Below are 18369 nucleotides of genomic sequence, written 5' to 3' on the forward strand. Positions count from 1 at the left end.
GCAGGGGACTTCAGAGCGTCCGGTGCGCGGTGACGGTCACCTCGTCCCGGTCGTGGTAGAGCTGGCGGATGGTCAGCGCCTGCCAGCCCCCCTCCTCGACGAGGATGTGGCGCACGCGCAGGAGGATGGGGTTCTTGTCCTTCATCGGCAGCTTGATGTTGGCCACCAGGTGCGTGGCCCAACCCCGCCGGCCCCACTTGGCCAGGAGCTGCGCGACCTCGATGGGACGCCAGGCCATGTCGCAGAAGAGCCAGTCGGCCGGCTCCTCCGGGGTGTAGGCGAAGGCGCTCTCCTGGATGTGCTCCACGCGAGGGAGCCCGGCCAGCTCCGGTATCAGCTTCGCCGGATCCACGGCGATGACCCGCGCGCCACGCGCCACCAGCCGCTGCGTCCACCCACCGGGGGCCGCGCCGAGGTCCACGCACACCTCGCCCCGGCCCGGCTCGAAGGGGAGACTGACCAGGGCCTCCTCGAGCTTCATGGCCGCGCGCGAAGCCGCATCGCCCGGGCGCCGCATGCGCTGGCGTCCACCGGGAGACAGCGACAGGGCCTCCCGGGCGGGGACCGAGCCCACCACCACCACTCCCGGGGCCACGCACAGCTCGACGAGCGTCGCGCCGGACTCGCGGGCCCGCCAGGTCTCCTCCAGAAGCCGGTCGGCGGGCAGGCGCGTGCGCACCGCCTCGAGAATGGCGTCCGCCTCGTCGGCCAGCCGGTTGCCCGCCGGGCTGTCCGGGGTGAAGGCCTGTAGCACGAGGGGACCGGTGGGCACCGCCTCGAGCACCCGGGCGGCGACCGACTGTGCCAACTGCTCGGGTGCCTGCCCGGCCGGGAAGGAGGCCACCACGCGGATGCCCGTGCGGGCGAAGGCCGGAGGCTCCGCCGGGGGCTTCTCGCTCTCCACGAGCACCTCGCCGAGCATCCGGGGGGAAGCTCCCGCCCATGCCAGCTCTTCGAACAGGTGGGGCTCGAAACCGGCGCGGCAGGTCCACAGCCACCGCCCGGGTTGTGCGGGGAGGGTATCGGATGGGATGGGCGGCGGCTTCACCCGGGGCGGGACGGGCGGAGCGGGCGGGGGTGGGGGTGACTTCGCTCCCCGGGAGGTGGCTCCCCTGGGGGGGGCGGCACCTCTCTGTGAAGAGGAAGCGCCCCTCTTCGGGGCGGATGTGCCCTTCTGGGGGCGGGGAGTCGGGCGCCTCGTGGGGCGACGAGCATCTTTTCTACGGGAGGGCATTGCTTGGCCTCGGTTCCGCTTTACTCTGTCCTGCCTCTCGCACGGCTGCCTGCCAAGTGGAATGACGCGGGGGAAACGCGTGGTTTCCTTCCTGCATCCCACCTACAATCCAGGGATTTCCCTTCACTCGCCGCGTCCTATCGAGGATTCTCCGGCGAGAGAGTCAGAATCGCATGATCGAATGGACGCTGAAGAAGATCATCGGGACGAAGAATGAGCGCGAGCTCAAGAAAGCGCTCCCGAAGGTAGCCCGCATCAACGAGCTGGAAAGCAAGATGCGGGCGTTGAAGGATGAGGATTTCCCCGCCGCCACGGCACGGATGAAGCAGGAGGTGCAGAACGGTCGCCCGCTGGACGACCTGCTGTTCGACGCCTTCGCCATCGTGCGCGAGGCCGCTCGCCGGGTGATCGGCCAGCGGCACTACGACGTGCAGATGATCGGCGGCATGTTCCTGCACCAGGGGTGTATCGCGGAGATGCGCACCGGTGAGGGCAAGACGCTCACCGCCACGCTGCCCTCGTACCTCAACGCCCTGTCCGGCCGTGGTGTTCACGTGGTGACGGTGAACGACTACCTGGCCCGGCGCGACTCGGAGTGGATGGGCCGCGTGCACCGCTTCCTGGGCATGACCACCGGCTGCATCCTCCATGAGCTGAACGACCGTCAGCGCCAGGAGTCCTACCGGGCGGACATCACCTACGGGCAGAACAACGAGTTCGGCTTCGACTACCTGCGCGACAACATGAAGTTCCGTCTGCAGGACTACGTCCAGCGCGAGCTGAACTACGCCCTGGTGGACGAGGTGGACTCCATCCTCATCGACGAGGCCCGTACTCCGCTCATCATCTCGGGCCCCACCGAGGACACCACCGACAAGTACTACAACGTCGACAAGGTCATCCCAGGGCTGGTGCCGGACCAGGACTACATCCTGGACGAGAAGCACAAGTCGGTGTCCCTCACCGACGCGGGCATCGAGAAGATCCAGCAGCGGCTGAAGATCGGCAACCTGTACGACCCGAGCGAGATCGAGACGCTCCACCACGTGGAGCAGGCGCTGCGCGCCCACACGCTCTACAAGCGTGACCGCGACTACGTGGTGCGTGACGGCGAGGTCGTCATCGTCGACGAGTTCACCGGCCGACTGATGGCCGGACGCCGCTGGTCGGATGGCCTGCACCAGGCCGTCGAGGCCAAGGAGGGCGTGAAGATCGAGAACGAGAACCAGACGCTGGCGACCATCTCGTTCCAGAACTACTTCCGCATGTACTCCAAGCTCTCGGGCATGACCGGCACCGCCGACACCGAGGCCGAGGAGTTCGCGAAGATCTACAACCTCGAGGTCCGGGTGGTGCCCACCAACCGGCCCATGGTCCGTCAGGACCTGCAGGACGTGGTCTACAAGACGGAGCGCGAGAAGTTCGAGGCGGTGGCCAAGGACATCGCGGAGCTGCACAAGAAGGGGCAGCCCGTGCTGGTGGGTACGGTGTCCATCGCCAAGAGCGAGGTGGTGGCCAACTTCCTCAAGAAGCAGGGCATCCCCCACAACGTGCTCAACGCCAAGCAGCACGAGCGCGAGGCGGACATCGTCGCGCAGGCGGGCCGCAAGGGCGCCGTCACCATCTCCACCAACATGGCCGGCCGCGGCACGGACATCCTCCTGGGCGGCAACCCCGAGGTGATGGCCAAGGCCGAGGTGGGCCCCGAGCCCCAGCCGCCTCCTCCTCCGGCGGCGGATGGCCAGACGGTGGACCTGACCGCGTACCAGGCGGCGCTCGCCGAGCACAAGCAGCGCTTCGAGGCGACGCTGGCCCGGTTCAAGGAGCAGACGGCGAAGGAGCGCGAGGAGGTGACGCAGGCCGGCGGTCTGTTCATCATCGGCACCGAGCGCCACGAGTCGCGCCGCATCGACAACCAGCTGCGTGGCCGCGCCGGCCGCCAGGGTGACCCCGGTGGCAGCCGCTTCTACCTGTCGCTCGAGGACGACCTGATGCGCATCTTCGGGTCCGAGCGCATCTCGGGCCTGATGGAGCGCCTGGGCATGGAGGAGGGCGAGGTCATCGAGCACGTGTGGCTCAGCCGCGCCATCGAGAGCGCCCAGCGCCGGGTCGAGGGTCACAACTTCGACATCCGCAAGAACCTGCTCGAGTACGACGACGTGATGAACCAGCAGCGGCGCACCATCTACAAGCTGCGCCGCAAGGTGCTGGCCGCCGGTGCTGGCATCCCGCTCGTCGAGTACGACGAGGAGCCGAAGACGCGGGTGAAGGTGCGCTCCGAGCGGACCATCTCGTGGGCGGACTTCAAGGAGATGACGCTGGACGCGGTGGAGGACGTCATCGTCTCCCTCACCGACACCTACTGCCCGTCGCGCAACCCCGCTTCGTGGGACCTGGAGGCGCTCTCGCGCGGCGTGAAGGAGACGCTCAACCTGGAGCTGTCCTTCCTCAAGGCCGGCTCGCGCGAGGAGATCCAGGAGGACATCTACAAGGCCGCGGAGAAGGTCATCCAGACCCGCGAGGAGGAGTTCGGCGAGGAGTTCCTGCGCTTCCTCCAGGTGCGCTACCTGGTCACCATCGACACGCTGTGGAAGGACCACCTGCTGGCGATGGACCACCTGCGCCAGGGCATCGGCCTGCGCGGCTACGGGCAGAAGGATCCGAAGCAGGAGTACAAGAAGGAGGGCTACAACGGCTTCATGCAGATGCTCAGCGCCATCAGCTCGCAGTTCGTGAGCCAGATGATGCGGGTGCAGGCCAAGGGCGCCTCCGCCGCCGCCGAGGAGGCGGCCCGGCTGGCCCGGCAGATGGTCCAGCGTCAGCGCCAGATGCAGGAGGGCCGCGCGGACGCCGAGGGCAAGCTGGCCGAGCCCGCCGCGCCGCGTGCGGCCGCCCCCCGCCAGGCCACCGGTCCCGCCGGGGGTCCCAAGGTGGGCCGGAACGATCCGTGCCCCTGCGGCAGCGGCAAGAAGTACAAGAAGTGCCACGGTGCCGCCGACGAGGCGAGCGTCTAGGCCACCCGGCTGCCCGGCAGCCGTCCATTGACCCACACCGGGCGTTGCGAAGCTTGCACCGCCCGGAGGGGTTCTGTTAGAGAAGCGCGCCCGTCACCAGCCCAGGCTGATGGCGGGTTCGCTGTTTCAGTCAACCCACTACGCACACGCTCGTGCCGGCCCTCGGTGCTTCCTGTCAGGGAAACAACGGCCGGATTTCACGCGAGCGTGGAGGAAGAACCGAGATGGAAACCCAAGACACGACGCAGCAGCAGGCCATGGCCGCCGCCGGCGGTATCACGATGCGGCAGCTCCTGGAGGCCGGTGTTCACTTCGGCCACCAGACGAAGCGCTGGAACCCGAAGATGAAGCCGTACATCTTCGGCGCCCGCAACGGCATCTACATCATCGACCTGCAGAAGACGGTCAACCTGGCCCGGTCGGCCTTCCGCTTCGTGGCGGACATCACGGCCCGTGGCGGCTCGGTGCTCTTCGTGGGCACCAAGAAGCAGGCGCAGGACGTCATCCAGGAGGAGGCGCGCCGCGCCGGTCAGTTCTTCGTCACCAGCCGCTGGCTGGGTGGCACGCTGACCAACTTCAAGACGATCAAGCAGGGCATCGATCGGCTGAAGACCCTGGAGAAGATGAAGGAGGACGGCACCTTCGACCGTCTTCCCAAGAAGGAAGTGGCGGCCCTCGAGCGTGAGCGCGAGAAGCTGGAGAAGAACCTGGGCGGCGTGAAGGAGATGACCAAGCTGCCCAAGTGCATCTTCGTGATCGACCCGAAGAAGGAGCACATCGCCGTGCACGAGGCCAACCGCCTCGGCATCCCGGTCATTGGCGTGGTGGACACCAACTGCGACCCGGACGGCATCGACTTCGTCATCCCGGGCAACGACGACGCCATCCGCTCCATCAAGCTCTTCACCTCGAAGGTGGCCGAGTCCTGCATCGAGGGCGGGGCCCGTTACCGCGCCAGCGGGGCGGCCGACCGTGACGAGGAGGAGGCTCGCGAGGGCCGTGATGAGCGCCGCGATGACCGCGGTGACCGCCGTGGGCCGCGCCGCAACGACCGCGGTGACCGCCGTGGTGGTGACCGGGGTGGTGACCGCCGCGGTCCCCTCGTGGAGATGAAGGGCTCTGCTCCCGCCGCTGCCGCGGGTGAGGCCTCCGAGGGTGGCGAGGGCGGGGAGACCGCCGCCGAGTAACGCCGCCGCGCTCCTTGCCGGGGCGCGAGAAGTCCAGCCGGGCGGCGCGTGGTCGCCGCCCGGCTTTTCGTTTTCAATCCCCGCAGTACCCTCAAACCTGAACGCCCCTCCCGGTGTCCGCGGAGGGTGTACTGGAGACGAACATGGCCGAGGTCAGCGCCACGATGGTGAAGGAGCTCCGCGAGAAGACCGGCGCGGGCATGATGGATTGCAAGAAGGCGCTCGCCGAGACCGGTGGCGACTTCGCCAAGGCCGAGGAGTGGCTGCGCAAGAAGGGCATCGCCAAGGCCGGTAGCAAGGAGGGCCGCGTGGCGGCCGAGGGCGTCATCGGCACCTACGTCCACGGTGGCCGCATCGGCGTCATCGTGGAGGTCAACTGCGAGACGGACTTCGTCGCCCGCAACACCGACTTCCAGGACCTGGTGAAGGACGTGGCCATGCAGGTCGCCGCGACCAGCCCCAAGTACGTGCGCCGCGAGGAGGTCCCCGTGGACCAGCTGGAGAAGGAGAAGGAGATCCAGCGCGCGCTGCTCAAGCAGCAGGGCAAGCCCGAGGCCATGTGGGACAAGATCCTCGTGGGCAAGGTGGAGAAGTACTTCGAGCAGGTGTGCCTGGTGGACCAGCCCTGGGTGAAGGACGACAAGAAGAAAGTCGGTGAGATGATCACCGAGCGCGCGGCGAAGATCGGCGAGAAGGTCGCCGTGCGCCGCTTCGTCCGCTACGAGGTGGGCGAGGGCATCGAGAAGAAGAAGGACGACCTGGCCGCCGAGGTGGCCAAGACGCTGGGCCAGGCCTAGCCGTCTGGCGCTCCACGGGAGCGCCGCCAGGGGGCCGCGCGTTCCGGATATTCCGGGGCGGCGCGGCCCTCGCCATTGCGGGGACCGGGCAGGAGAGGGGCCACTGGCGGACGGCGGAGCCACTCCGGCGTTGATCGCCGCCGGGTCGAGGGATAGAAGCGGGACCAATGTCCGCTCCAGCCACGGCCCATCGTTACAAGCGCATCCTCCTCAAGCTGTCGGGCGAAGCCCTGATGGGGGAGGGGAAGTACGGCATCCATCCTCCCACGCTGACGCGTATCGCCTCGGAGTTGAAGGAGGTGGTGGAGGCGGGCGTGGAGATGGCGGTGGTCATCGGCGGAGGCAACATCTTCCGCGGCGTGGCGGGCTCCACCGAGGGCATGGACCGCGCGAGCGCCGACTACATGGGCATGCTCGCCACCTGCATCAACTCCATGGCGATGCAGGACGCGCTCGAGAAGCAGGGCTGCCACACGCGAGTGCTGTCGGCCATCAAGATGGAGCAGATCGCCGAGCCCTACATCCGCCGGCGCGCGGTGCGTCACCTGGAGAAGGGCCGCATCGTCATCTTCGCGGCGGGCACCGGCAACCCGTACTTCACGACGGACACGGCCGCCTCGCTGCGTGCCATGGAGATCAACGCCGAGGTCATCCTCAAGGCCACCAAGGTGGATGGCATCTACAACGCGGATCCGAAGAAGGACCCCGCGGCCCGGCGCTACCGGACGCTGACGTACATGGATGTCCTCAAGCAGAACCTGAACGTGATGGACTCCACGGCCATCTCGCTCTGCATGGACAACAAGCTGCCGATCATCGTCTTCGACCTCACCCAGCGCGGTAACATCCGCAAGGCCATCCTTGGCGATGCGGGAGAGATCGGAACCGTGGTGGGCGTGGGCGAGACGGCCTGGGCCTGAGCTGAGAAGAAGCACGGACGCTTCATAAGGAGACCTGCACATGGCAGACGCCGTGACCGAACTGAAGAGCCGTATCGACAAGACGCTCGATGATCTGCGCAAGGAGCTCACGAAGGTGCGCACCGGCCGGGCCAGCCCCAATCTGCTGGATGGCATCCGGGTGGACTACTACGGCACGCCCACGCCGCTGAGCGGGGTGGCCAACATCACCTCGCCCGAGCCCCGGCTCATCGTCATCAAGCCGTGGGAGCGCACGGTCCTCAAGGACATCGAGAAGGCGATCCGCGAGGCCAACCTCGGCATCAACCCGATGAACGACGGTGAGGTCATCCGCCTGCCCTTCCCCCCGCTCACCGAGGAGCGGCGCAAGGAGATCGCCAAGCAGGTGAAGACCAAGGGCGAGGACCACAAGGTCGCCATCCGCAACATCCGCCGCGACGCCAACGAGGCCATCAAGGCGCAGCTCAAGGACAAGAAGATCACCGAGGACGACTCCAAGCGCCTGACCGAGAAGGTGCAGAAGGAGACGGACGACGGGGTGAAGAAGGTCGACGAGATCATCTCCAAGAAGGAGAAGGAAGTGATGGAGGTCTGAGATGGCCTTCATCCTCGTCGCGGAGCCGTCCGCCTCGATCGCCGGGGCGCTGCGCAGGTTCCTGGAGAGTGCCCACCACGAGGTGACGGTGGTGGGAGATGTCCAGGAGGCCCTGGCCCGGGTGCGCGAGCTGGCACCCGCGGTGGTCATGGCATCCGTGTCGGACGGCTTCGATGGCGAGGGGCTCTGCCGGCAGTTGAAGGAGGAAGCGCCGGGCATTCCGGTGCTCCTGCTGTACCTGCCGGAGGAGGAGCAGCCGGAGTCGCGGGCGGCGGCCGCGGGCGCGGAGGCGTGCCTGGTGGGGCCGCTGAAGCGGGCCACGGTGGTGTCGTGCGTGAACCTGATGATGCAGGTCGCGCACTCGCGGGAAGCGGTGGCGCAGATCCGCGCCGAGCTGCAGATGCAGCAGTCGGCGGGTGTCCGGCGCGAGCCGGTGCCGGCCGGGTCCTCACCGGACCTGGACTTCCTCAAGCGGCTGCTCCTCATGGAGGTGAAGCGCAGCCGGCGTTACCGCTACCCCATCTCCTTCCTGATGTTGGAGCCGGATCGCTTCGCGGAGCGGGTGGCGCCATTGCCGGGGCCGCAGCGCACGTCGGCGTTGGCGGAGATCCTCCGGAAGCTGGCCGAGGCGCTGCGGGACATCGACCTGGCGGTGCCGTTCGCCGAGGGGCGCTTCATCGTGTTCCTGCCGCACACGCCCTACGAAGGGGCGATCATCGTGGCGGAGCGGCTGTTGCAGCGGGTGAAGGAAGTGGAGTCGGTGCCGGGGCTGACGGCGTCGCTGGGGTTGGCGGTGTTCGAGCCGGCGGCGGTGAAGGGGCAGGCGCAGGTGAGTTTCGGCACGCTCATGAAGGAAGCCGGGGACTCACTGAGGCGAGCGCAGGCGGCGGGAGGAGACCGTATCGAAGGTGGCCGTCCGGTGCCCCCAACCCCGACGGAGTAACCCAGACCCACCGACCCTCCCTCTCCCTCCGGGAGAGGGTCGGGGTGAGGGTCCCGAGCAACCCAGGTTGAGACCCTTGGGGTCAGGAGGGGTACTCGAGCTCCTCGCCGGAGATCTCCCGCACCACGTCCGCCACGAAGCGGAACAGCTCGAGCCCCTTGCCCTTGTCGTCCAGCCACGAGCCCGTGGCGGAGTCATAGGAGAAGTGGATGCCCTGGCCGCGGCCGGCGACCCAGATCTGCCGCACGGCGCGCTGGGTGTTGACGATGCACTTCTCGCGCGAGGCCGCGGTGAGGGTGACCATGTCACCGGTACTCTCGGCCTCCAGCACGTCCGGATCGAGCGCATCCGCGGCGGCGACGATGCGCTTGAACGCCGCGGCGATGAGCTGGTTGTAGACGGCTTCGTCGATCATGCTACGGCTGGATGACGTCCAGCACCTGCTGGCCCGGGGCGGCGAAGAACAGCAGCTTCGCGGGAGCGGGAGCGGCGCCGGGCTCGGTGGGCTCCGGACGCTCGATGGCGATGACGGTGCCCGGGTTGACCTGCTTGGGGAAGGACTGCATGCCCAGCAGATGAGCGGCCAGGGCGCCCATGGAGGGCTGGTGGCCCACCAGCACGATGTTCTCGTTGGCGTGCTCGTCGATGACGGGCGTCACGGACCCCACCGGCATGTCCGGCAGGAGGCAGCGATGGGCGCGCAGCGTGCCCTCGTGCTTGAGCACCGTGGAGAGCATCTGTGCCGTCTGCACCGTGCGCACCAGCGGGCTCGTCAGCACGAGCGACACGGTACCGATACGCTCCGCCAGCGACGCGAAATGCGCGGCCGTGCTGGCTCGGGCCTTGGCCGTGAGCGAGCGCGCCTCGTCCCCGAGTCCCTCGGGAGCCTCCGCGTCCGCTTCGCCATGCCTTACCAGGAAGATCCTCAAGGTGCCTCCACCGCAACCGAACGAACCGCGGTTCGTACACGACCGCGACCGGGTTGGTCAAAGGTAATGCGGCGAATGTTCGCTGGTGGTGGCCTCGCCCGTTGGGGAGCAGGCGGCCAGGGTGCATCGGCCCGGGAGGGACTCGGTTCCTCCGGCCATGTACGGGCGTATACTCCGCCCCTTTCTCAATCCGGGAGAAGCCCTGGAGGAGTGTGGATGCGCAAGCTGCTGTGGGTGCTGTTCGCCGCGGGGATGCTCGCCGGCTGCAAGAAGGACCCGGCCCCCGTGCCTGCCCGGGAGGAGACCGGGGCGGCGGCCGACAAGGACTCGCCGGAGGCCTCGGCCGGGGACTTCCAGGACGTCGATGACGGCAAGCCCTACGTCCTCACCCAGGCGAAGCTGGATGCCTACGTCGGCTACCAACGCAAGGTGCTGGATGCCTACGCGGCCATGAACAAGGCCCTCCAGGACGCCAAGGCCCGCGTGGACTCGGGCAAGGACGTCGCCGACCTGAGCGCGTCCATGAAGGCCATCGAGAGCAAGGCCGAGTCCGAGGCCAAGGCCCGCCGCGAGGCCGGCCTCTCGGAGCTGGACGTCAACCGCATCGGCGCCCTGGTCACCGACGTCATCACCCAGCGGCACATGTCCGCCATGTTGGATCTCGCGGGCGAGCTCGAGAAGCTCGAGGCGATGCGCGCCCGGCTCAACCCGGAGCAGCAGAAGGAGCTGGCTCCGCAGATCGACGCCATGCGCAAGCGCCTCGAGGAGACGGAGAAGCTCGTGGCCGTTCGCAAGGTGCACGGAGATGCCAACGTGGACCTCGTGCTCACTCGCGAGCAGGACCTCATGCTCAACTACCAGGACATGCTCCGGTCCTTCGGCGCGAAGTCGCAGTAGCTCCGGTACCCTCACCCCACCCCTCTCCCGGAGGGAGAGGGGTGGGGGAGGGCTCTCGGGAACTACACCCGGCGCAGACCGGGGACCTTCTTCAGCAGCTGCGCCAGGTACAGGTCCGCTACCTTCTCCAGCACCGTGTTGCCTCGCAGACGCTGGTTCAGGTTCACGAAGTCCACCTGGTCCAGCCGCTGATCCTGGTTGAAGCAGGAGAACACCCACGTCTCCTTGCCCGTCCGCGGATCCACGTGCCGCTGGAGGCACTGCGCGCAGATCTCCTTCATCATGCACTGCATCGGCGAGTTGATGGAGCCGATCGCCTCGTGCTCGGGGTTCAGGTACGGCTGCAGCACCCCGTGCCGCGCCTCCTGCACCGCCCTCATCATCCGGTCCGAGCCGATGGCGATCACCCGGTTCACGTCCTTGAAGGACGCCACCGGCGCCACGCCCAGCTCACCCTTGGCGTAGGCCAGCATCGCCTGCACCACGTTGCCCCGGAACGCCGAGTCCTGTGGCCGCGTCGTCTCGATGAGCTCTCCGGCATCCACCGACCACACCACCTGGTCCGTGGCCGCCTCGATCTCCTCGCGCTTGAACACGTCCGAGCGCTGCCGGAAGCCGGCGAAGTACACCACCTTGCACCCCGCCGCCTTCAGCGAGCGCGCAATCGAGAAGAGCACCGCGTTGCCCAGGCCTCCGCCCACCAGCAGCACCGTCTCGTTGTGGCCGATCTCCGTGGGCGCGCCCGTGGGGCCCATCACCACCACCGGCTCGCCCGGCTTCAGCGCGGCGCACAACCGGGACGAGGAGCCCATCTCCAACACGATGGTGCCCATCAGCCCCTTCTCCTTGTCCACCCACGCGCCCGTGAGCGCCAGGCCCTCCATCGTCAGGCGCACGCCGTCCACCACCGTCGCCGTCCGCTCGAAGTTCTGCAGCCGGTAGAACTGGCCGGGCTCGAAGTGCTGCGCCGCGAACGGCGCCTTCACCACCACCTCCACGATGGTGGGCGTGAGCCGGTTGACCGTCACCACCCTGGCCAGGAAGGCCTCGTCCTGCTTCGCGAAGTGCGCCGCCAGCTTCTCGTCACGCCGCACCTGCGCCAGCTCGTCGTCGAAGTCCAGCCCCGCCACTTCCTTCGCGTACAGACGTGCCACCTCGGGGTAGCCGTCCTTCGCGCTCGCCATGGCCTTCACCACGTTGCCCGCGTACGTGGGGTGGTTGTCGCCGAAGTACGAGATGAAGTGCCCGTCCTTCCGGTACGAGGTGAAGAAGCCCACCTTCGCCGCGATGTCCTCCACCGGCTTCACCGGCGCCAGGCCGAAGCCCTCCGCCTCCTCCGCCAGCTCGTAGCTCTTGAAGTACTCGCCGTTCTCGTCCAGCTCGAACGTCCCCGGGTACTCCTTCTCGTACGTCACGTTGGGCGCCGTGCCCGCCGCCACGCACACCGTGCGCGCCGGCAGCTCGAAGAACTCGCCGCTGCCCCGCAGCTTGCCGTCCTTCGTCACCATGCGCTCGAAGCGGATGGCCTTCACCGCCCCCTTCTCGTCCGGCATCGCCTCCACCGGGCTCATGCGCTCGATGAAGCGGATGCCTTCCTCCAGCGCCTTCACCACTTCCTCGTGGTTGAGACGGTAGGCCGGCGACTCCGTCAGGCTCCGCCGGTACACCAGGCTCACGCCGCCCCAGTTGCGCACCAGGCGGATGAAGTCCGGCGCCCGGCCCTCGGCCTGCGCGCTCTCCCGCTCGGCCCGCACCGCACGGCCGTGCTCCAGGAACGTCTGGTAGGTGGCCTTCTCCTCGGCGTCCATGCGCGCGAGCACGGCCTCCTCGCCCAGCTCCGCCACCAGCTTCTCGTGGCGCTCCAGCGTCTTCTCCACCTGCACCGGGTAGTAGGCCAGCAGCTCCGTGGCCGTATCGATGCCCGTCAGGCCTCCGCCGATGACGATCGCCGGCAGCTGCACCTGCAGGTTCGCCAGCGAGTCCCTCTTGAAGGCGCCCGTGAGCTGCAGCGCCATCAGGAAGTCGCTCGCCTTGCGGATGCCCCGGATGAGGTTGTTCTTCATCCCGATGATGGTGGGCTTGCCCGCTCCCGCGGCGATGGCGATGTGGTCGAAGCCCATCTTCCACGCGTCTTCGATCGTCAGCGTGCCACCGAAGCGGATGCCGCCGTAGATGCGCAGGTTCTGCCGCCGCTCCAGCGTCAGGTGCATCAGCGTGAGGAAGTTCTTGTCCCAGCGCACGGTGATGCCGTACTCGGACACCCCGCCGAAGCCCTCCTGGATGCGCTCGTCCAGCTCGCGCGTGAGCGCCTTCCAGTCACGGATGGGCCTCATCGCCTTGCCGTTGCGGCCCACCAGCTCGTCCTCGAAGGGCTCGATCTTCAGGCCGTCGATTCCCGTGACGCCGAAGCCCTCGTTGAGCAGGTAGTGCGAGAGCGTGTAGCCCGCCGGGCCCAGGCCCACCACCAGCACGTTGCGGCCCACGTACGGCAGCGCGTACGGGCGGCGCACGTTCAGCGGGTTCCAGCGCGTGAGCAGGCCGTAGATCTCGAAGCCCCAGGGCAGCGCCAGCACGTCCGTCAGCGCCGCCGTCTCCACCATGGGGATGTTGACCGGCTCCTGCTTCTGGAAGATGCAGGCCTTCATGCAGTCGTTGCAGATGCGGTGGCCGGTGCCCGGGCACATCGGGTTGTCCACCATCACCACCGCCAGCGACGCCAGCGAGTTGCCCTCGCGCTTGAGCGCGTGCGCCTCCGAGATGCGCTCGTCCAGCGGGCAGCCGGTGAGCGGAATGCCCAGCGGGTTCTTCTTGAAGGAGTGGCCCTCGATGACCGGATCCTTCGCCTTGAAGCCCTTGGAGCACGAGTCCTTCTCGCGCTCGTGGCAGATGACGCAATAGTCCACCTCGCCCATCACCTCGCGGGGCGTGCCGCGCGGATCCGTCAGCTTGAAGCCGTCCCGGTAGCGCAGGTGGTGGTCCGAGCCCTGGGTGATCTCCGGCAGCTTCTCGTCCGGCCGCTCCAGCTGCACCAGCTGGTCGAACACCAGCGGCTTGGGCACCCGGTGCGTGGGCCACTTGTGGAACAGCTCCTTCATCTCCGGGTGCAGCGCGCGGGCGTACGTCCAGCGGTCCGCCAGCGACAGCAGGTTGCGCACCGACTGCAGCTCCGCCGCGTCATCCCCCTGGGTGACCAGGCTGGAGCCGAAGGCGTCCTTGCCCTCGGGCGAGGACAGCAGCGCCACCCGCACACCCGTCCACTTCGCGCGCAGCGCCTCGGACTGCTCCGGCGTCAGCGGTGGCAGGTTGCCCGAGCTGCCCGAGAAGAGCCGCTCCAGGTCCATCAGCGTGAGGATGGCCTCGGCCAGGGCGCGCTCCACGTCCTCGTTGGCCAGGGCCTCGGGGAAGGCGAGCGACAGCATCAGCCGCATCCGCGCGTCCAGCGAGGGGTACTCGGCCAGCGTGGGGCGGTCCGCCGCGCCCTTCTTGAAGACCCGGCGGGTGATGAACTCGCGCTTGAAGTCGAAGAGCGGCAGCTCGCCCTTCAGGTGGCGGGCCAGCCGGTCCACGTCCGTCTCGAGGCCGAAGAGCCTCGTCACGAAGGCGGACACGTGGCGCGCCACGCGGATGAGCAGCTCGGACTCGGCGGGGCCGGTGACGCTCTTGCCACCGGACTTCCGGTAGGCCTCGAAGGTCTTGAAGAGCTCGGGCTCGTCGGCGGCGAGCTGCTCGTCGAAGCGCTCGGACAGGCGACGCAGGCCGCGCGGGCGGTACAGGTCCTCGAAGCCGAAGCCAGGGATGCCGAGGGTCAGTGTAGGGCCGTCGTTGGTAGGAAGAGCGGTCAAGGGACGCATGTCACTGGGGGTGTTGGGGAAGGCAACCAGGCGAAAACGGTCACCAGACCGCGCCTATTTCGCGGCTTACCGATTGGAAAGCAAGCGTGCTCGATCAGTGTGGCTACTGGGGACGGTTCAACCGCCGGTGCATTTCTCTCAACCCCCAGAACATCCGGGCCGCATCCACCCCGAAGCGCACCTTCGACTCCCCGGTGTCCACCCAGTCGACCGGCACCTCGAGTGGCCGGGCGCCCTGCTGGTCCATGAGGGCGAGCAGCTCCACGTCGATGAGCCAACGCTGCTCCTGGAGCCGGTCCAGCAGCGGCCGCAGCATCGACGCCCGGAAGAGCTTCGCCCCACACTGTGTGTCGTAGTAGCCGAGCCGGAAGCGCATGTCCGTCAATGTGGCGAAGATGCGCCCCTGCAGGTGCCGGAAGAGGCTGCGCTCCACATGGCGCCCCGCCATCCGGATGCGCGAGCCCACCACCACGTCGATGGCCGGGGTGGTGGTCGCCAGGGTGGCCATGCGCAGGAACTCCTCCGCGCTCACGGCCCCGTCGGCGTCCACGAAGGCCAGCCACTCGGCCCGGGGGTCGGACTCCCGCCAGCCCAGACGGATGGCCGAGCCCTTGCCGCCATTGCGCTCGGCCGCGACGAAGCGGAAGCGGTGGGGCGAGCCGGCCTCGGTCAGCCGGGCCTGGGCGGCTTCGACGCTCGCCCGCTCCTTCTCCACGTGCTCCGGAGTGCTCCCATCATCGGAGACGACGAGCTCCAGGACGGGCGAGGGGGTGGCGAGACAGGCCCGCGTGAGCTGCTCCACGAAGGCCGGAAGTCGGATGCCCTCGTTGTACGCGGGAATCACCACGCTGACGGTTGGCGGAGTCACGGGGCCGCCTTGAAGCACGGGCCCCCAGGTCCGTCAACGGTTCCCAGGGGAGGCCCGGCGGCGCCGGACCCAGGCCCATCCTCCGGTGCCCGCGAGCACGCAGAGCACGCCCGTCAATCCGGACCACAGGGTGGCCGGCACGTAGCGCAGCACCACCCGGTGCGTCCCCTCCGGGACGGGCACCGCCATGAAGGCGTAGTCGGCGCGCAACACGGGGGCGGGCTTGCCGTCCACCTCGGCACTCCAGCCGGGGAACCACGGGTCCATCACCGTCAACAACCCCGGAGCCGGTGCCTCCACCGTCATCTCCGTGTGGTTGGGTCCCCGCGCGGTGACGGTGGCCGGACGGAAGGGGTGCTGGGTGGCGGAGGGCGGGAGCGGTACGTCGGAGGGCTCCACGGTGACCGTCTCCTCCGGCCGGAAGCGGTTCAGCTGCTGGCGGAAGTCCGAGGCGCTCAGCACCTCGTAACGCTGGCTCCAGAAGGCGAGCGGCAACGCCGGCACCGTGTACTGCCAGAAGGGTCCGTCACGGTGGGGCGGAAACGGGAGACCTCCCACCGGGCCGGTGGTGACGAGGCGGGGCGCGGCGAAGAGGGAGAAGAGGGGGCTGCCCGGAATCATGCGCAGCTTGCCGTACTCGTCGTCCACGCGAGCCTGGGAGGTGACGAAGAAGCCCCCGTCGCGCGTCGCGTAGAGCAGGTCGTAGACGCGGTCCACCAGGAGCTGGCTGTAGCCATTGACTCCCTCGACGCCCGAGGCGGCGGCGAGGTTGGGGTTGAAGCCGAAGTGCACCACCCGGCCGCCCTCCGCGGGCAGGCGCGGGTACTGCCGGTTCAGCACCCGTGTGCGTGACACGGGCATGTATCCGCCGTAGGCGTGGTGCAGATCCACGAGGACGAGCAGCGCCGCGCCCAGGGGGAAGAGGTGCGCCGGCCACCTCGGCACATGCCGCGCGGCCACCCATGCGGCGAACACGGCGAGCACGCCCACCGTCCAGGGCACGTTGGCGCGCAGCTCCTCCACTCGGAACTCCAGGGACCCGGCCCGCCGCGCCAACCAGAGCGCCACCCCGAGCAGCACCAGGGCCCCGGCCACCACCTGGGCGCCCTGCCACCAGCGCCGCCGCTCGGCGAGCCCGTCGAGCGCATCGGCCGTGAGGAGGGCCGCGGCGAAGTTGGCGAGGAAGAGCGCGCGCGTGGCCACGCGCAGCTTGTCGAAGCCCGGCAGGTGGTGGAAGAGCAGCCCGTAGAGGGGCGTCTCGGTGCCGAAGCAGACGAGGAGCGAGAAGGCCAGCACCCCCAGGAAGTACCAGCCCATTCCCCGGGGCCGGGTGGTGAGGACGAGCACCAGCGCGGGCAGGCCGACGTAGCCCGTCATCTCCCAGTAGTTGAACGGACCGCCGTAGGAGGACACCCGGCCCCAGGCGTCGGGGAAGAGCAGCAGGGCCAGGGCTCGCGGATCCGGCCAGTGGTAGAAGGCGGCCCACCGCAGCGTCATGCCTCCGGCGCGCGGGCTGTTCGCGCTGAACTCGGCACCCGCGAGGATGAGGGGGGCCGCCAGCAGCAGGCCCGCGGGGAGGACGAGCAGCAACGGCCACGCCCGCCCCCGCGTGCCGAGCACCTGGAGGGCCACGTAGCCGCCGACGAGGAGCGTGGCGAAGTAGGCGAGCTGGGCCGCGCCGCCGAACCACAGCCCGGCGACCCCCAGGGCCGCGCCCAGGAAGAGGCTCGGGGAGAGGCCCCGCCGCAGGGCCACGTCCACCGCCAGCAGCGTCCACGGCAGCGGCGCCAGCGTCGCGCTGAACGTCCAGTGGTCCAGGTGCACCGTGGTGAAGCCGCCGAGCGCCACGATGAAGGCACCGGCCATGGCGGCCCCCACGCTCCGGCCCCGGTGGCGCAGCCAGGTGAACATGCCGAGCGCGGCCACCACCAGGTGGGTGAGCGAGCCGAGCGTCAGCGCGCGTGCGGCGTCCAGCGGGAAGTACAGCCAGGTGGTGGGCAGGAAGAGGCCCGCCTCGCCCGAGCTCCACAGCGGGAAGCCCGCGTAGATGGAGCGCTGCCAGAAGGGCCAGTCTCCGCCCCGGACGGTGTGTTGGAGGAGGGCTCGAACGGGGATGAAGTACTCGCGCAGGTCCTCGCTGGCGAAGGCCATGCCAGGGGCGAGCACGCGGCGGTGGAAGGCGAGCACCGCGATGGCCACCAGCAGCCCCGGCACCAGGACTGTCAGGCGGCGCACGAGGGGGGGGCGAGCGGGCGGGGAAGGGGTGGACACCCGGCCTGTCTACCTTCCACCGCCAAAAAGGTCACCGGCCGAGCGGCGAGGTGCCCCTGTCCAAGGCGGGAAGGGTGGGCTATGGAGGGGCCTTCATGGAAGCCCACCTCTATGAGGAAATGGCCCGGCTCGAGGACCACCACTGGTGGTTCCGGGGCCGCCGCAATGTCATCGAGGTCGTGCTGCGTCAGCACCTGCCTGCCGTGCCGGACCGGCGAATCCTGGACGTCGGATGCGGCACGGGCGGCAACATCCCGCTCCTCCAGCGCTTCGGCCAGGTCGAGGGACTCGAGGCCTCCCCGGACGCGCTGGCGCTGTGCCGCAAGCGGCTCGGGCCGGACTTCCCGATCCACCAGGGACATCTCCCGGAGGCCGTTCCCCCGGGCCGCTATGACGTGGTGACGGCCTTCGACGTGCTCGAGCACATCCCCGACGTGGTGGGGGCGCTCCGGGGCATCCGCTCGGTGCTGGGGCCCGAGGGGCGGCTGGTGCTCACCGTCCCGGCGCACGCCTTCTTGTGGAGCCAGCACGACGTGGTGCACCACCACCAGCGCCGCTACTCCCTGGAGCTGCTCGCCGAGCACCTCTCGGCCGCGGGGCTGCGCCTGCGCTGGTCCTCCTTCTTCAACAGCTTCCTGTTCCCGGCCATCGCCGCGGTGCGCCTGCTGGAGCGCGTGATGCCGGCGCAGCGCAAGAACCAGTTGCGCTCGGACGTCACGATGGCGCGCGACATGGGACTGGCCAACCAGGTGCTGGAGGCCGTCTTCAGCAGCGAGCGCCACCTGGTGCCGCGCGTCTCGCTGCCCTTCGGCGTCTCGCTGGTGGCGGTGGCTTCCTCCGAACAGGAGAGCTGAGGCCCTCCC

14 protein-coding genes are annotated in these 18369 nt (G+C 68.8%); 8 read left to right on the forward strand and 6 right to left on the reverse strand.

Translation table 11 applies throughout. The annotated features are described in order from the left end of the window. Positions 1 to 10 precede the first annotated feature (10 nt). Entirely contained in the window at positions 11 to 922 is a 912-nt protein-coding gene (locus NR810_RS22665) for an SAM-dependent methyltransferase (RefSeq protein ID WP_257455342.1), read from the reverse strand. 485 nt (positions 923 to 1407) lie between these two features. Here NR810_RS22665 and secA point away from each other — a divergent pair, with 485 nt between their 5' ends. The 6 genes from secA to NR810_RS22695 all read left to right on the forward strand — a co-directional run bounded on the left by secA (position 1408) and on the right by NR810_RS22695 (position 8690). Continuing rightward, entirely contained in the window at positions 1408 to 4248 is a 2841-nt protein-coding gene (secA, locus tag NR810_RS22670; protein ID WP_257455343.1) for a preprotein translocase subunit SecA, read from the forward strand. A 224-nt stretch (positions 4249 to 4472) separates the two neighbouring features. Further along, positions 4473 to 5435 (forward strand): 30S ribosomal protein S2, encoded by a 963-nt coding sequence (rpsB, locus tag NR810_RS22675; RefSeq protein ID WP_257455344.1) that lies wholly within the window; start codon positions 4473 to 4475, stop codon positions 5433 to 5435. A gap of 143 nt (positions 5436 to 5578) precedes the next feature. Continuing rightward, the gene (gene tsf, locus NR810_RS22680) at positions 5579 to 6232 is read left to right on the forward strand and encodes a translation elongation factor Ts (RefSeq protein ID WP_257455346.1); all 654 of its coding nucleotides are present in this window, start codon (positions 5579 to 5581) and stop codon (positions 6230 to 6232) included. A 167-nt stretch (positions 6233 to 6399) separates the two neighbouring features. After that, positions 6400 to 7152 (forward strand): UMP kinase, encoded by a 753-nt coding sequence (gene pyrH, locus NR810_RS22685; RefSeq protein WP_257455347.1) that lies wholly within the window; start codon positions 6400 to 6402, stop codon positions 7150 to 7152. 40 nt (positions 7153 to 7192) lie between these two features. Then, entirely contained in the window at positions 7193 to 7747 is a 555-nt protein-coding gene (gene frr, locus NR810_RS22690) for a ribosome recycling factor (RefSeq protein WP_204220596.1), read from the forward strand. 1 nt (position 7748) lies between these two features. Further along, entirely contained in the window at positions 7749 to 8690 is a 942-nt protein-coding gene (locus tag NR810_RS22695) for a response regulator (RefSeq protein WP_257455348.1), read from the forward strand. Positions 8691 to 8772: 82 nt separating this feature from the next. On the opposite strand, the gene cyaY is transcribed toward NR810_RS22695, so the two are convergent. Then, positions 8773 to 9105, reverse strand: a complete 333-nt coding sequence (gene cyaY / locus NR810_RS22700; RefSeq protein WP_257455349.1) for an iron donor protein CyaY — start codon at positions 9103 to 9105, stop codon at positions 8773 to 8775. A 1-nt stretch (position 9106) separates the two neighbouring features. Then, positions 9107 to 9619: a SixA phosphatase family protein gene (locus tag NR810_RS22705; RefSeq protein WP_257455350.1), complete on the reverse strand. Its 513-nt coding sequence runs from the start codon at positions 9617 to 9619 to the stop codon at positions 9107 to 9109. A gap of 216 nt (positions 9620 to 9835) precedes the next feature. Between NR810_RS22705 and NR810_RS22710 the strand changes: the two genes are divergently transcribed. Continuing rightward, a complete protein-coding gene (locus NR810_RS22710; RefSeq protein ID WP_257455351.1) occupies positions 9836 to 10516 on the forward strand; it encodes a hypothetical protein in 681 nt (226 codons plus the stop codon). A gap of 62 nt (positions 10517 to 10578) precedes the next feature. Here the strand turns inward: NR810_RS22710 and NR810_RS22715 are convergent, their stop codons facing one another. The 3 genes from NR810_RS22715 to NR810_RS22725 form a co-directional block, all read right to left on the reverse strand. After that, positions 10579 to 14367 (reverse strand): FAD-dependent oxidoreductase, encoded by a 3789-nt coding sequence (locus tag NR810_RS22715; protein ID WP_257455352.1) that lies wholly within the window; start codon positions 14365 to 14367, stop codon positions 10579 to 10581. 103 nt (positions 14368 to 14470) lie between these two features. Further along, the gene (locus NR810_RS22720; protein ID WP_257455354.1) at positions 14471 to 15235 is read right to left on the reverse strand and encodes a glycosyltransferase; all 765 of its coding nucleotides are present in this window, start codon (positions 15233 to 15235) and stop codon (positions 14471 to 14473) included. 33 nt (positions 15236 to 15268) lie between these two features. Beyond that, positions 15269 to 17506 (reverse strand): YfhO family protein, encoded by a 2238-nt coding sequence (locus NR810_RS22725; RefSeq protein WP_257455355.1) that lies wholly within the window; start codon positions 17504 to 17506, stop codon positions 15269 to 15271. Positions 17507 to 17601: 95 nt separating this feature from the next. On the opposite strand from NR810_RS22725, the gene NR810_RS22730 reads away from it, so the two are divergent. After that, positions 17602 to 18360 carry a class I SAM-dependent methyltransferase gene (locus tag NR810_RS22730; protein WP_257455356.1) on the forward strand — a complete coding sequence of 253 codons (759 nt, stop codon included), beginning with the start codon at positions 17602 to 17604 and terminating at the stop codon, positions 18358 to 18360. The last annotated feature ends 9 nt before the right edge of the window (positions 18361 to 18369 follow it).

The organism is Archangium lipolyticum, assembly GCF_024623785.1.
GTDB lineage: Bacteria > Myxococcota > Myxococcia > Myxococcales > Myxococcaceae > Archangium > Archangium lipolyticum.